Origin of the sequence: Streptomyces capoamus (assembly GCF_014654935.1) — a bacterium.
GTDB lineage: Bacteria > Actinomycetota > Actinomycetes > Streptomycetales > Streptomycetaceae > Streptomyces > Streptomyces capoamus.
On record NZ_BNBF01000001.1, the window covers coordinates 598,425 to 612,496 of the forward strand.

Consider the following 14,072-nt stretch of genomic DNA (forward strand, 5'->3'; position numbering starts at 1 on the left):
GACGGCAGCCTCTTCGGCATCACCAAGCCCATGCTCCAGATCGACCTGTCGGCCGCCCCCAACGGCACCGCCGACGTCCTGGGCCACGTGAGCGCACTGCGCCCGCTGCCGCTGCGCAGCTCGTGCTCGGGCGGCTTCGAGGCGGAGGGCATCGACTACGACCGGCGCAGCGGCGTGCTGCGCGTGATCGTGATCTCGCCCGGCTTCTGCGTGCTCACGGACAGCAAGACCTACAAGTTCACGCGCGGCTGAGGTGTGCCCGGCGGCCCGTGGTGCTTTCCTGGGGATGGACGCGGTTCGGCGGGGTACCCCGTTCCACCGCAGCACGGCCACGAAAGGAGCGATCAATGGCAGACACGGAGCGGTCGCATCCGGAAACCGTCACGGTGGAGATCAGCGGATATTCCAAGGACGACGCCCGGCTCGTCTTCGAAGCGCTCGGCGCCTGCTTCTCCTCCGACCGGAACCCGGAGGAAGTGCCGCAGCAACTGCACGAGTCACGTCCGATGGTGTGGCTCGGCACCTACGACGTGGCGGACGCCCGCGGCGGGGGCTGCCCGCCGGTCCGCCTCGACTCACCCGTCCAGGCGGACGTACAGGGCAGCCCCCGGGCGGTGGAGCGCTTCCGCACCACCCTCGACTCGATGTTCACCGTGCAGGAGACCTGCACGGCCTCCGGCGACCAGGAGCGTGACCTGCACCTGCGCCTGGAGAGCCGCTGAGTCCCGTCAGGACGGCGCCCCGGCCGGCCCCTCGCCGGCCGGGGCGTACTGCGTCCGGCCGTACCCGAAGGACCAGTCGGCGTCGCCGTTCTCGGTCAGGGTGATCACCACATTGCGCGGCTCGGTACCGGTGCGCTCGTGCACCAGCTCCGCGATGCGCCGGTGCACGGCCCGCTTGCGTCCGGCGCCGCGCCCGGCGCGCAGGGTGACGGCGACGAAGACGATCGAGTCGTCCTTCGGTATGCCCAGGTAGTCGCCGTGGCGCAGGGTGCTGGTGACGCCGTCGTGGCCGGTCAGCACCTGGAAGCGGTCCTCGGGCGGGACGCCGAGGGTCTCCTGCAGGGCGTCCTGGACGGCCTCGCCGAGCGCCGCGAGGCGGGCGGGGTCGGTGCCGAGAGCGTCGATACGGACGAAGGGCATGGGGGGCGTCCTTTCGGGGGAGCGGCCAGTCACCCACGGGTCGCGGGTCGCCGACTGTACATCCTAGTAGGTACAGAGCATGCGTGGCCGGTGTCACCGTCGAGCGGTTGTGCAACTAGTTGCATAAAGCGTCGGGCTTCCTCTACAACAGACGCGACGACACCGCGCACGGAGGGCCCGATGAGCCGATACCCGCACCTGCTGAGCCCGCTCGACCTGGGGTTCACCACGCTGCCCAACCGCGTCCTGATGGGCTCGATGCACGTCGGCCTGGAGGAGGCCGAGGGCGGCTTCGAGCGGATGGCGGCGTTCTACGCGGCCCGCGCGCGCGGGGGAGTGGGACTCATCGTCACCGGCGGCATCGCACCCAACGAGGAGGGCCGGCCGTACGAGGGCGGGGCGAAGCTCACCACCGAGGCGGAGGCCGAGCGGCACCGGACCGTCACCGAGGCCGTGCACCGCGAGGGCGGCCGGATCGCGATGCAGATCCTCCACTTCGGCCGGTACGCCTACCACCGGGACCTGGTCGCGCCCAGCCCGCTCCAGGCGCCCATCAGCCCCTTCGTGTCGCGGGAGATGAGCGAGGCCGACGTCGAGCGGACCATCGAGGACTACGCCCGCGCCGCCCGCCTGGCCCGGCGGGCCGGCTACGACGGCGTCGAGATCATGGGCTCCGAGGGCTACCTGATCAACGAGTTCATCGCCGCGCAGACCAACCGGCGCACCGACCGCTGGGGCGGTTCCTACGAGAACCGGATGCGCTTCCCCGTGGAGATCGTCAAGCGGGTCCGCGAGGCCGTCGGCGAGGACTTCATCGTCATCTACCGGCTGTCCATGCTGGACCTGGTCCCGGGCGGCTCCTCGCTGGCGGAGGTGATCACCCTGGGCAAGGCCGTCGAGGCCGCCGGGGCCACGATCATCAACACCGGTATCGGCTGGCACGAGGCCCGCATCCCCACCATCGCCACCTCCGTGCCGCGCGGCGCCTACACCTGGGTCACCAAGAAGCTCATGGGCGAGGTCTCGGTGCCCCTGGTGACCACCAACCGCATCAACACCCCGGAACTCGCCGAGGAGTTGCTGGCCGACGGCTGTGCGGACATGGTCTCCGTGGCCCGCCCGATGCTCGCCGACCCCGACTTCGTCGCCAAGGCCGCCGCCGGCACCCCGGAGGCCATCAACACCTGCATCGGCTGCAACCAGGCCTGCCTCGACCACACCTTCAGCGGCCGCATCACCTCCTGCCTGGTCAACCCGCGCGCCTGCCACGAGACCGAGCTGGTGCTCGCGCCCACCCGGCTGAAGAAGCGCGTCGCCGTCGTCGGCGCCGGACCGGCCGGCCTCGCCTGCGCGGTCTCCGCCGCCGAACGCGGCCACGCCGTCACGCTGTTCGACGCGGCGAGCGAGGTCGGCGGCCAGCTCAACATCGCCCGCAAGGTGCCGGGCAAGCAGGAGTTCGACGAGACGCTGCGCTACTTCCGCCACCAGCTCGACGCCCACGGCGTCGACGTACGCCTGGACACCTGGGTCACCCCCGAGACCGTGGCCGGCTACGACGAGGTCGTCGTCGCCACCGGCGTCACCCCCCGCACCCCCGACATCCCCGGCGTCGACCACCCCCGCGTCCTCGGCTACCTCGACGTCCTGCGCGACGGAGCCCCCGTCGGCGACCGCGTCGCCGTCCTCGGCGCCGGCGGCATCGGCTTCGACGTCGCCGAGTTCCTCACCGACGGCGGGGACAAGGCGAGCGAGGACCCGGAGGCCTACTTCCGGCAGTGGGGCGTCGACATGGACTACCAGGCGCCCGGCGGCCTCACCGCCCCCCGGCGGTCCGCGCCGCCCCGCCAGGTCCACCTGCTCCAGCGCAAGACCACCAAGGTCGGCGCCGGACTCGGCAAGACCACCGGCTGGATCCACCGCACCGAACTCAAGCACCGGGGCGTGACGATGGTGCCGGGCGTACGCTACGACCGGATCGACGACGCCGGCCTGCACATCACCGTCGGCGAGGAGAGCACCGTGCTGGAGGTCGACACCGTGGTGCTCTGCACCGGCCAGGAGCCGCGCCGCGATCTGTACGAGGAGCTGGTGGCCGCCGGGGCCAGCGCCCACCTGATCGGCGGCGCGGACGTCGCGGCCGAACTGGACGCCAAGCGCGCCATCAAGCAGGGCACCGAGCTGGCGGCGGCGCTGTAGGGGGCCGGCCGCACCTCCCTAGGATGGGCCCATGTCACTCCCGCACGCGATCCTCACCGCCCTGCTGGAAAAGCCCTCGTCGGGGCTGGAGCTGACCCGCCGGTTCGACAAGTCGATCGGCTACTTCTGGTCCGCGACGCACCAGCAGATCTACCGCGAGCTGGGGAAGCTGGAGGGCGAGGGGCTCATCCGCACCCTGCCGGCGCAGCAGCCGGCCCGCGGGCAGAAGAAGAGCTACGAGGTGCTGCCCGCGGGCCGGGCCGAACTGGCCCGCTGGACCGCCGCCCCGCAGGACCCCCGGGCCCTGCGGGACCCGCTCCTGCTGCGGCTGCGCGCGGCGGCCGTGGTCGGCACCGCCGGCCTGGCGGACGACCTCCGCCGCCACCTGGAGCTGCACCGGCGGCAGCTGGCGGAATACCGGCAGATCGAGCAGCGCGACTTCCCGCCGGACCGGGACGCCCCCGAGGACCGGCTGCGCCACCTGGTGCTGCGGGCGGGCATCGACCTGGAGACCTTCTGGACCCGCTGGCTCACGGACGCCCTGGCGGAGTTCGCCGGGCCGCCGGACGCCGACTGAACGGAACTCAGAGCCGGTACGGCCTCGAACGGCGGCGCAGGAACCAGCCGGTGGCGACGAGCCCGGCGCCGACCAGGGCTCCGCCGAGGCCCAGCGTCAGCGGTCCGTAGTCGCGGGTGGCGCCGCCGAGGCCGCCCATCACCCCCCGGGACGGAGCCGGGCTGGACGTCGCGGAGATCGTCGGCCGGGCGGGCGAGGAGACGATCACCGACTGGCTGCCCGCGGTGCTGCCGCTGGAGCAGACCACCACGACGGTGTACGTCCCCGGGCTCACCGACGACCAGGCGGCGGACTGGCTGACGGAGGTGCCCGACAGGGCCACCTGCCGGCCCTGGGCGAAGTTCGCCTGCCGGCTGGTGAGCAGGGCCGCCGTACCCCAGCTGCCGTTGATCTGGGTGCACGCGCTGGTGACCACCGAGACGGTGGAGCCGGTGGTGCTGACCGAAATGCCCGAGGCCGCCGCGGACGGTCCGGCGAGCGCGGCCGGGAGGGCGGCGGCGGCCGCCAGGGTCAGGCCGGAACGGAGCAGAAGTCGCGAGTTGTGCATGGGCTGGCCTCCGGCGGCACGGTTGGCGGTACGTCCCATGCGCCGCCGAGGGTCGGGAAACGTCCGTGCTGCCTCCCCGCAGCCAACGCGGCCCCGGGGCCGGCCGCACGCGGGGCGGGCCCGGTCGGGTGACGGACTACTCCGTCCGGCCGACCCGACTGGCGGTCCGGTTCCTTGGCTTGTCGTTCGGCTTCCCGACTCGAGGTCCGGTTCTTTGGCTTGTCGTTCGGCGTTCCTGGCCCGCGGTCCGGTCCCCGGCCCGGCGCTCCCGGTCCGCCGTCAGGGCCCACCCGCCTCGCGGTGCGGCGCGCCCGCCGTGCCCGGTCCCGCGCGCCGGTCAGTCGCCCGTGGTCACCTTGCGTTCCGCCGACCAGCCGCCCCAGGTGCCGTCCGGCAGCCGCGCCCGCAGCCGGACCCGGTGTTCCTCCCCGGCCGCGGTGCCGGCGTAGAAGCTGTGCCGGGCCCGGCCGCGCGGCGGTGTGCCGCCCCAGAGCAGCGAGGTGGCCGTGGTGCGGTCCAGCTGGATCAGGTACTCGGTGACCACGCCGTCCGTGCGCGGCGGGTCCCAGGCCAGGTCGATGTAGTAGGCCCCGCCGGAGCGGTGGGCGGCGGCCGTGAACCCGGTGGGCGCGGTGTTCCGGCTGTCGTCGCTGCCCGGCGTGGTGAGACGGACCGCCGGGCCGGCGGGGGAGAGGTTGTCGGCGGCGTCCCTGGCCCGGACCGTGAAGACGTAGCGGCTGCCGGGGCGCAGCCCGGTGACGACGGTCGCGGTCTGCGCCCCGCCCACGCTGTGGATCTTCACCCCGCCCTGGTAGACGTCGTACGACAGCACACCCCGGTCGTCCCGGGACGCGCCCCAGCTCAGCTGGACGGCGCGGCTGCTCACGGCCCGTCCGCCGGCCGTCGGCGGCCGGGTCGGTGCCGAGTGGTCGGCCGGTGCGGCGGCCGGGGTCCGGGCCCGCACCGCACGGCTCGGCGGGCCCAGCCGGCCCGTGGTGTCCCGGGCCCGTACGGTGAACGCGTAGCCGGTCGACGGCCTGAGCCTGGTGACGTCCACCATGTGCTGCGCACCCGGTACTTCGGCCACCTTCGTGGTGCCGCGGTAGATCTCGTAGGTGCGGACCCCGGAGGACCGTGGTGCCGCGTCCCACATCACGTGCACGCTCGTGGCGCTGCCCGCCGCCGCGGTCACCCCGGCCGGAGCGCCGGGCACCCGGCCCTCGCCGCCGTCGTCGGCCCGGCTCCAGTCGCAGGACGCCACCAGCAGCAGCGACCCGCACAGCAGCGCGAGCGGAACGGGAACGCGTCGCACGGCTCTGCCTCCCCTCCCCGGACGGCCCCGGCACCCCGTAAAGGTCCGGACCAATATGACCCGGGGGGCATGTCCGCAGCAAGGGGGCCGCATGGGCGACCGCCCGCGGGCGTCACGTACGCTGAGCCTCCCCAAGGCTGAACTCCCGGCGTGAACATGGGAGTTCACGCCCCCGGGCGCGGGCACGCTGTCGTCGCCGATCCCGCGCCGACGCGGGTGGCCGGAGGGTCCGGACCGCTACGGGCCGGACCCCCGGCGCCTGTTCTTCCCCCTCGCGGGCCTGTTGTCCCGCACTGTCCCCTCACGGGGTGTCAGGAGCGTGCTCCATCCGGCCCCTTCGCGGCGGCCCCCGTGGCCGGGCGCCCGGACCGGACGCACAGTGGGCTGGTTGTTCCCCTGTCCCCGACGAGAGGGTCCCCCATCGTGCGTTTCCCGTCGCTGACGCTGGCCGCGGCCGGCGCAGCACTGCTCACCCCGGCGTTCCTGCCCGCCCCCGCCACCGCCGTCCCCGCCACCGCCGTCCCCGCCGGCGAGCGGCCCGCGGCCCGCGGTGAGGGCACGGTCGCCGCCGCCGACCTGCTGGCCCGGGCAGGTACGTGCACCGAGCTCTCCCAGGGCCGCTACCGCACCGACGCCGGCGGTCCGGCGACCGTCCCCGTGTGCGGCACCCGCGACGCCGTCTTCTGGACGGCCGACCTGGACGTCGACTGCGACGGCCGGCCCACCCCCCACTGCAACAGCGCGACCGACCCGGTGTTCGCCGCCACCACCGCCTTCCAGCAGTCCGACGGCCGCCAGCTGAGCGCCGAGCACCTGCCCTACATCGTCGTCCCGGCACCGAGCTCCCGCTGGGACTACCGCGCGCACGGCGTGCAGGGCGGCTCCGTGGCCGCCGTCGTCCACGGCGACCGGGTGCAGTACGCGGTCGTCGGTGACACCGGCCCGAGCGACCTCATCGGGGAGGCCTCCTACGCCGCCGCGGCCGGCCTCGGCATCGACCCCGATCCCGTCGTCGGTGGAGTGCCCTCGGGGGTGACCTACATCGTCTTCCGCGGCTCCCGGATCAGCCCCATCGAGGACCACGCGGCGGCGGTCGCCGAGGGCGAGCGACTGGCCAGGCTCTTCGTGGCGGGGGGCTGACCGGCCCGGCCCCCGCGATGCGGACCTCACACCTTCCGGTAGCCGTACGCCTCCGCCGCGGCGGCCTCCACCGCGTCCAGGTCGGCACCCGCCGCGGCGGTGACCACGGCGGCCACCGCGCCCTCGAGGAACGGCGCGTCCACCAGGCGCGTCCCGTCAGGCAGTTCGTCCCCCTCGGCGAGCAGCGCCTTCACCGTCAGCACCGCGCTGCCCAGATCGGTGAGCACGGCCACCCCGGCCCCCCGGTCCGCCGAGGCCGCCGCGGCGGCGATCAGCTCGGAGCTGGTGCCGAGCCCGCCGTCCTCGGTGCCGCCCGCCGGGACCACCGGCACGGTGGCCGCCCCGCCCGCCAGGCCCTTCGCCAGCCCGGCGACCGAGGCGGCCACCTCCGCACTGTGCGACACCAGCACGATCCCGACCGGCCGCTCCTCACTCACCGTCCGCCTCCGCCGTGTCGGCCAGCGCGGCGATCAGCAGCGCCGACGAGGTCGCCCCCGGGTCCTGGTGGCCGACGCTGCGCTCACCCAGATAGCTCGCCCGGCCCTTGCGGGCCTGCAGCGGCGTGGTGGCCCGCGCGCCCTCCTCGGCGGCGGTCCGCGCGGCGGCGAACCCGGATCCGAGCGCGTCCACGGCCGGCACCAGCGCGTCGATCATGGTCTTGTCGCCGGGCGCCGCCCCGCCCAGCTTCATCACCCCGTCCACGCCCTCGCGCAGCGCCGCGGCCAGTTGCTCCTCGCCGACCTCGGCGGCATCGCCGAGCGCCTTGCCGGTGCGGCGCAGCAGGGTGCCGTACAGCGGTCCGGACGCACCCCCGACCGTCGAGATCAACTGCCGCCCGGCCAGGGTCAGGACGGCCCCCGGGGTGTCCGGGGCCTCCTTCGCCAGGGCGGCCGCCACGGCCGTGAAGCCGCGCTGCAGATTGCTGCCGTGGTCGGCGTCCCCGATGGCCGAGTCGAGGGCGGTGAGCCGGCCCGCCTCGCGGTCGACGGATGCGGCGGCCGTCGTCATCCAACGGCGGAAGAAGTCGGCGTCGAGCACTGGATCTCCTCGCGTCCAAGGGCAGTTGGCCGGGTGGCCACAGCGGTGTTCGGCTGCTCCGCCCTATCACATCCCCCAGCGCAGCGCCGGGGTGCTCACCGGCGCGTCCCACAGCCGCAGCAGCTCCTCGTCCACCTGGCAGAGCGTCACCGACGCGCCCGCCATGTCCAGGGACGTGACGTAGTTGCCGACGAGCGTGCGGGCCACGGGGACACCGCGCTCCCGCAGCACCCGCTGCACCTCGGCGTTGAAGCCGTACAGTTCCAGCAGCGGGGTGGCGCCCATGCCGTTGACCAGGACCAGGACGGGGCTGCGGGGCGGCATGTCCTCCAGGACGGCGTTCACCGCGAAGTCGGCGATCTCCCCGGAGGTCATCATCGGCCGCCGTTCCCGGCCCGGCTCGCCGTGGATGCCGATGCCCAACTCCAGCTCGCCGTCCGGCAGATCGAAGGTCGGACTGCCCTTCGCCGGGGTCGTACAGGCGCTCAGGGCGACTCCGAAGCTGCGGGAGCTGTCGTTGACCTGACGTCCGACGGCCTCCACGCGCTCCAGCGGCTGCCCCTCGGCCGCGGCGGCACCCGCGATCTTCTCCACGAACAGCGTCGCACCCGTACCGCGCCGGCCGGCCGTGTACAGACTGTCGGTGACCGCGACGTCGTCGTTGACGAGTACCTTGGCGACCTGGATGCCCTCGTCCTCGGCCAGCTCGGCCGCCATGTCGAAGTTCAGGACGTCGCCGGTGTAGTTCTTCACGACGAACAGCACGCCCGCCCCGCTGTCCACGGCGGCCGCGGCGCGCGCCATCTGGTCCGGCACCGGCGAGGTGAAGACCTCTCCGGGGCAGGCGGCGGAGAGCATGCCCGGTCCGACGAACCCGCCGTGCAGCGGTTCGTGCCCGGAGCCGCCGCCCGAGAGCAGCGCGACCTGGCCGGCCACGGGGGCGTCACGGCGGACGATCACCCGGTTCTCCACATCCACGTTCAGCTCGGGATGCGCGGCCGCGAGCCCGCGCAGCGCGTCCGCCACCACGGTCTCCGGCACGTTGATCAGCATCCTCATGGGTGTCTCCTCGTATCCGGCCGTTCCCGTCCACTTGCCCGTCTACTTGGAAGTATCGGCCCTGCGGCAGGGATGGACACCCGTAACGCGGCGGCCTCACGTTCCGTGACGGAAGCTGACGCGGCGTGTGCGGCTGCCCGGCCGCGGTCCCGCTTCGCCCGCGCCGTCCTGGGAACCCGGTGCTGCGGGACGGAGGCCGGCGAAGGTGCCGTTGCCGTGGAGGACCGGGGAGAGGTGGGACATGCACGACGAGGTACAGCTGTCACCGCGCGAGCGGCTCGCGCTGTTGCAGATCGAGGCGAACTTGTACCAGGACCGGGGCTTCGCGCGCCGTATGGGCGTGGTGCGGGACCGGACGTGGCTGCCGGCGTCGGTGGTGCTGCTGGCGGCGGCCTCGGCGTTCGCCGCCGTCATGGGCGTCCGCACCTCGGAGCCCGCGCTGCTGTGGTGCTTCGCGCTGCTGTGGCCACTGACCCTGTTCCAGGCGTTCCGCCTGCTGTGCCGGGCGACCCGCCTCCGCTCCCGCCGTTCCGGCACCCGGCCCACCTCGTGGCTGTGAACCCGGCCGTGAACCGGCCCCGGCCGTACTGACGGACGGACCGCGGACGCCCGCCACGGACGGACGGACGCCCGCCACGGACGGACCGGACGCCCGCCCGCCTCCGGAACGCAGCGCCGGCACACGGGACGGGGGCCGGGCGAACGCCCGGCCCCCGTCGGGGAGCACCCCGTCAGCCTTCCTTGCCCCGCCCCGACAGCGCGTCGCGCAGCCGGTCGACCAGGCCCGCTCCCGGAGCCACCATCTTGTTGGCCGGGGGAGTGTCCGGAGCCGCCGGGTGCGGACGGGTCGGGGCCGTCTTCTTCGCCCGGCGGACCTTGTCGCCGAGGTCCATCAGCGCGTCCGGCGGACAGACCTCCTCCAGCCGCGGGAAGAGGTTCTGCTCCTCGTCCGCCACGTGCGCCCGGATCTCGCTCATCAGCTCCGTCATGAGCGTGTCGAAGCGGGGATCATCGGCCTCGCAGCCCTCCAGGTCCTTCATGAGCTGCTCGGCCTTGGCGTGGTCCTCGAGCTCCTTGTCGGCCAGGGAGCCCCCGTTCGGCACGTGCTCGCGCACCGCCGGGTACAGGTACGACTCCTCTGCCACCGAGTGCCGGACCAGCTCCATCGTGGCCTGTTCGCAGAGGGTCTTGCGTTCCGCGGAGCCGGGCGGCAGTGCCTCGATGCGGCCGAAGATCTCCTCGACCTCGCGGTGGTCGGTGGTCAGCTCCTGGATGACGTTTCCGCCGTGACCCATGGTCGATACCTCCTGCGTCAGACGCGGCGGCCCGTGAGCGGCCGGCCGTCGCCGCCCCGAGTGCCCCTGCCCCGGCCCGCTACACGGTCCGCAGTCCCGGATCAGCGCATCGAGTGGCACGCGGCGGCCGTCCGGCCCGCTCCGGAGAGCGCCCACCGCCACCAGTGGTCCAGGATGTCCGGGGCCAGCGCGTCCGCCGTCACCAGCGCCGGCCAGCCCAGGGCGCGGGCCTGGGCGCCGACCTTGGCACCGCCCGCGACCGGGTCGACGGCGATCACCGGGGTGCCGGTGCGCAGGCCCAGCACCAGGCCGTGCAGCCGGGTGGTGACGACCAGGTCGAAGCGGGGCAGGAGGGCGAGGAACTGCTCCGCGGTGGCGCACAGCCGCCAGTCGTCGGCGGCCAGCCGGGTGTCGGCCGGCACCCGGGCGCAGTCCTTGCCGGCCAGCCAGCCGGTGATCGATTCGTTCACCTCCGCGTGCCGCCGACGCTCCCCGTACTCGCCCTGGCCGTGCGAGAGCACCACCCCGGCCACGGGCGGCAGCGGGCCCGCGGGGGCGGTGGCGGCGAGGTCACGCCGGCCCGGGGCGCCGGCGCCGTCGCGCGCGACGACCGTGTGGAAGCCGGTGACCGCGGGATCCGCCGGATCGACCACCGAGACGCCGGCGGCGAGTCGTCTCAAGGATCCGAACCGTGCATGGAGGGCGGCCACTTGGGGCCCGTGCAGCGGGCCGCAGACGAACAGCAGCGTGTCGTACGCCCGCGGATCGGCCGTGTCCAACGACAGCGCACCGGGGCGGAAACCGGGACTCCACGCCGTGTCGTGCGCAATGCCGGCCCCGTTCAGGGCCGCGGCCATGTGCTGCTGGGCGAGCACGTCCCCGGCCGTCGCCTCCCCGTGCAGGAAGCTGAACCAGCCGGTGAGCAGCAGCCGCCGCGGGGACCGGCCCGGACCGCGCAGCGCGCGCAGCACCGCCGTCGCGACATCGTCGTGCATAGCGTCTCCCCTGCGGTGATCGGGACGCCTGAGTCGCGCGAGTACCCCTGGTTCCGGAGAATAAGAATCCAACGTGTGAATCCAACTGGCAGGGGAACTCAGCTGCCAGTGCCGTCCAGCAAGCGGCGGCCCACCAGCGTGGTCCCGCACGATCGGCGGGATCCGCTTCCTCTTCCCCTCCCCGACGGGCCGACGGCGTCGGCCCGGCGACGCGGCACGCGCCGAACGCCCGCGCCCGAACCCCTTCCTTGCGCGGACGACCGGTCCGGTGTGCGGACACGGTGGACGCGTGGACGAAGGACGAAGGAACAGCCCCATGACTGGTGACACACCGTTCTCCTGGCGGCGCGCCCTCGTGACCGGCGGCGCCGGGTTCCTCGGCTCCCACCTGTGCGAACAGCTGCTGGATTCAGGGGTCGAAGTCGACTGTGCCGACAACCTGGCCTGCGGCCGGCGCGAGAACATCGCCCAACTGCAGGACCGGCCGGGCTTCCGGTACGTGCACGGCGACGTCTGCGACCCGGAGTGCGCCGAACGGCTGCCGGGACCGTACGACCTGGTCCTGCACTTCGCCTGCCCGGCCTCGCCCACCGACTACCTGCGCATGCCGCTGCAGACCCTGGACGTCGGCAGCCTCGGCACCCGCAACGCCCTGACGATCGCCGAACGCGACGGCGCCCGCTTCCTGCTGGCCTCCACCTCGGAGGTGTACGGCGACCCGCTGGTGCACCCGCAGCACGAGGGTTACTGGGGCAATGTGAACCCGGTCGGACCGCGCAGCGTGTACGACGAGTCCAAACGGTTCGCCGAGGCCCTGGTGACCGCGCACGCGGGCACCCACGGCACGGACGCCGGCATCGTGCGCCTGTTCAACACCTACGGTCCCCGGATGCGGGCCCACGACGGCCGCGCGGTGCCCACCTTCATCTGCCAGGCCCTCGCCGGCGAGCCGCTGACGGTGACCGGCGACGGCAGCCAGACCCGCTCGCTGTGCTTCGTGGACGACACCGTCGACGGCATCCTGCGGGTGGCCGCGAGCAAGTCGGTACGGCCCGTCAACATCGGCGGCAGCGACGAGATCACCATGGCCGACCTGGCCCGCCGGGTGGTCGCCCTGACCGGCTCCCGGTCCCCGATCGCGTTCGTGGACCGGCCCGTCGACGACCCCGGCCGGCGCCGCCCCGACACCACCCTCGCGCGCGAGCTGCTCGGCTGGTCGCCGCAGGTCCCCTGGGAGGAAGGGCTGAAGCAGACCATCGCCTACTTCGCCGCACGGCCCCCCGAACCCGTCCCGCGCCCGGAGGACATGGCCCCGCAGTCCTGACCCCCCGCCCCTCCGGCCCTGGAGACAGCGCATGCACGTCCTCGGAATCAACGCACTCTTCCACGACCCCGCCGCCGCCCTCGTCACCGACGGCCGGATCGTGGCGGCGGCGGAGGAGGAGCGGTTCTCCCGCCGCAAGCACGGCAAGCGGCCCGTTCCGTTCTCCGCCTGGGAGCTGCCCGAGCAGTCCGCCCGCTGGTGCCTGGAGCAGGCCGGTCTCACCCCGTCCGACCTGGACGCCGTCGCCTACTCCTACGACCCCGCACTCGCCCGCCCCGCCGACGAGGTGGGCCTGCACGACCCCTGGGACCACCTGCGCCAGCAGTACGCCCGCGAGGCCCCCGGCTTCCTCGCCGAGGCGCTGCCCGGACTCGATCCGGCGAAGGTGAGGTTCGTCCCCCACCACGTGGCGCACGCGGCCTCCGCCGGACCCGTCTCGCCCTACCCGGACTGCGCCGTCCTCGTCCTGGACGGCCGCGGCGAGTGCGGCTCGCACCTGGCCGGCCGCTACACCAACCGCGAACTGACCGTCCTCGGCACCCAGCGGCTGCCGGACTCCCTCGGACTGTTCTACGAGGACCTCACCCAGCACCTCGGATTCCTGCGCAGCAGCGACGAGTTCAAGGTCATGGCGCTCGCCTCCTACGGCACCCCGCGGTTCGCCGGCCGGCTGCGCGAGTACGTCCACGCGGACGGCGACGGCGGCTTCCGGGCCCGCCCGGTGCCGTGGACCGAACTCGTCCCGCCCCGCCCCGCCGGCGGCGCCTGGCACCAGGACCACGCCGACCTCGCGGCCAGCGCCCAGCTCTGCCTGGAGGAGGCCATGCTCGGCCTCGCCCGGTGGCTGCGCGAACGCACCGGCGAGGACGCGCTCACCATGGCCGGCGGAGTCGCCCTCAACTGCGTGGCCAACACCCGGCTGTGGCGGGAGAGCGGCTTCCGGCACGTGTGGGTGCAGCCCGCCGCCGGCGACGCCGGAACGGCCCTCGGCGCGGCGGCGCACGTCGCGGGGCAGAAGGACACCCTGGAACCGATGCCGACCGCCGCCCTGGGCCGCGGCTGGAGCGACGCCGAACTGCGCGCGTGGCTGGAGCGGGCGGCCGTACCGTACGAGGAGCCCGCGGACATCGCCGAGACGGCGGCGCAGGCGCTGGCCGACGACGGGATCGTGGCCTGGTTCCAGGGGCGCAGCGAGTACGGGCCGCGCGCCCTCGGACACCGGTCGCTGCTCGCCCACCCCGGCAGGGCGGAGAACCTGGAGCGGCTCAACGCGGTCAAGGGACGCGAGGAGTTCCGGCCCGTCGCCCCCATGGTGCTCGCCGACCGCGCCGGGGAGATCTTCGACGGACCGCTGCCCAGCCCGCACATGCTGTTCGTGCACGGGGTGGCCGCCGAGTGGAAGGCCCGCATCCCCGCCGTCGTGCACGTCGACGGCACGGCCCGCATC

At 74.0% G+C, this 14,072-nt stretch carries 15 protein-coding genes and 1 pseudogene; 8 read left to right on the forward strand and 8 right to left on the reverse strand.

Features of this window, described 5'->3' with window-relative positions:
- Both IE312_RS38565 and IE312_RS02710 read left to right on the forward strand, forming a co-directional pair.
- Positions 1-252 (forward strand): annotated as a pseudogene (locus tag IE312_RS38565) (hypothetical protein); the annotation flags it as partial.
- 95 nt (positions 253-347) lie between these two features.
- Positions 348-722, forward strand: a complete 375-nt coding sequence (locus tag IE312_RS02710) for a hypothetical protein (RefSeq protein ID WP_189977901.1) — start codon at positions 348-350, stop codon at positions 720-722.
- 6 nt (positions 723-728) lie between these two features.
- Here IE312_RS02710 and IE312_RS02715 read toward each other — a convergent pair whose 3' ends face one another.
- On the reverse strand, positions 729-1,142 hold the full coding sequence (locus IE312_RS02715) for a tautomerase family protein (protein WP_189977903.1): 414 nt from the start codon (positions 1,140-1,142) through the stop codon (positions 729-731).
- 180 nt (positions 1,143-1,322) lie between these two features.
- Between IE312_RS02715 and IE312_RS02720 the strand changes: the two genes are divergently transcribed.
- Positions 1,323-3,338, forward strand: a complete 2,016-nt coding sequence (locus IE312_RS02720) for an NADPH-dependent 2,4-dienoyl-CoA reductase (RefSeq protein ID WP_189977905.1) — start codon at positions 1,323-1,325, stop codon at positions 3,336-3,338.
- 31 nt (positions 3,339-3,369) lie between these two features.
- Entirely contained in the window at positions 3,370-3,915 is a 546-nt protein-coding gene (locus IE312_RS02725) for a PadR family transcriptional regulator (protein ID WP_189977907.1), read from the forward strand.
- Positions 3,916-3,922: 7 nt separating this feature from the next.
- On the opposite strand, the gene IE312_RS02730 is transcribed toward IE312_RS02725, so the two are convergent.
- The gene (locus IE312_RS02730) at positions 3,923-4,462 is read right to left on the reverse strand and encodes a hypothetical protein (RefSeq protein ID WP_189977909.1); all 540 of its coding nucleotides are present in this window, start codon (positions 4,460-4,462) and stop codon (positions 3,923-3,925) included.
- Positions 4,463-4,799: 337 nt separating this feature from the next.
- On the reverse strand, positions 4,800-5,774 hold the full coding sequence (locus IE312_RS02735) for a fibronectin type III domain-containing protein (protein WP_189977911.1): 975 nt from the start codon (positions 5,772-5,774) through the stop codon (positions 4,800-4,802).
- Positions 5,775-6,197: 423 nt separating this feature from the next.
- Here IE312_RS02735 and IE312_RS02740 point away from each other — a divergent pair, with 423 nt between their 5' ends.
- Positions 6,198-6,914: a glycoside hydrolase family 75 protein gene (locus IE312_RS02740; protein WP_189977913.1), complete on the forward strand. Its 717-nt coding sequence runs from the start codon at positions 6,198-6,200 to the stop codon at positions 6,912-6,914.
- 26 nt (positions 6,915-6,940) lie between these two features.
- On the opposite strand, the gene IE312_RS02745 is transcribed toward IE312_RS02740, so the two are convergent.
- The 3 genes from IE312_RS02745 to dhaK all read right to left on the reverse strand — a co-directional run bounded on the left by IE312_RS02745 (position 6,941) and on the right by dhaK (position 9,011).
- Positions 6,941-7,351 carry a PTS-dependent dihydroxyacetone kinase phosphotransferase subunit DhaM gene (locus IE312_RS02745; RefSeq protein WP_189977915.1) on the reverse strand — a complete coding sequence of 137 codons (411 nt, stop codon included), beginning with the start codon at positions 7,349-7,351 and terminating at the stop codon, positions 6,941-6,943.
- Positions 7,344-7,952 (reverse strand): dihydroxyacetone kinase subunit DhaL, encoded by a 609-nt coding sequence (gene dhaL / locus IE312_RS02750; protein ID WP_189977917.1) that lies wholly within the window; start codon positions 7,950-7,952, stop codon positions 7,344-7,346. The genes IE312_RS02745 and dhaL overlap by 8 nt, the downstream gene beginning before the upstream one ends.
- Positions 7,953-8,018: 66 nt before the next feature.
- Positions 8,019-9,011, reverse strand: a complete 993-nt coding sequence (gene dhaK / locus IE312_RS02755; RefSeq protein WP_189977919.1) for a dihydroxyacetone kinase subunit DhaK — start codon at positions 9,009-9,011, stop codon at positions 8,019-8,021.
- 241 nt (positions 9,012-9,252) lie between these two features.
- Between dhaK and IE312_RS02760 the strand changes: the two genes are divergently transcribed.
- Positions 9,253-9,570, forward strand: coding sequence for a DUF3040 domain-containing protein (locus tag IE312_RS02760; protein WP_189977921.1), 318 nt, complete (start codon positions 9,253-9,255; stop codon positions 9,568-9,570).
- A gap of 172 nt (positions 9,571-9,742) precedes the next feature.
- Here IE312_RS02760 and IE312_RS02765 read toward each other — a convergent pair whose 3' ends face one another.
- Both IE312_RS02765 and IE312_RS02770 read right to left on the reverse strand, forming a co-directional pair.
- The gene (locus tag IE312_RS02765; protein WP_189977923.1) at positions 9,743-10,306 is read right to left on the reverse strand and encodes a hemerythrin domain-containing protein; all 564 of its coding nucleotides are present in this window, start codon (positions 10,304-10,306) and stop codon (positions 9,743-9,745) included.
- A 101-nt stretch (positions 10,307-10,407) separates the two neighbouring features.
- Entirely contained in the window at positions 10,408-11,301 is an 894-nt protein-coding gene (locus IE312_RS02770) for a polysaccharide pyruvyl transferase family protein (RefSeq protein ID WP_189977925.1), read from the reverse strand.
- A 316-nt stretch (positions 11,302-11,617) separates the two neighbouring features.
- On the opposite strand from IE312_RS02770, the gene IE312_RS02775 reads away from it, so the two are divergent.
- The gene (locus tag IE312_RS02775; RefSeq protein WP_189977927.1) at positions 11,618-12,625 is read left to right on the forward strand and encodes an NAD-dependent epimerase/dehydratase family protein; all 1,008 of its coding nucleotides are present in this window, start codon (positions 11,618-11,620) and stop codon (positions 12,623-12,625) included.
- A gap of 31 nt (positions 12,626-12,656) precedes the next feature.
- A partial coding sequence (locus IE312_RS02780; protein ID WP_229898917.1) for a carbamoyltransferase family protein occupies positions 12,657-14,072 on the forward strand: 1,416 nt, incomplete at its 3' end.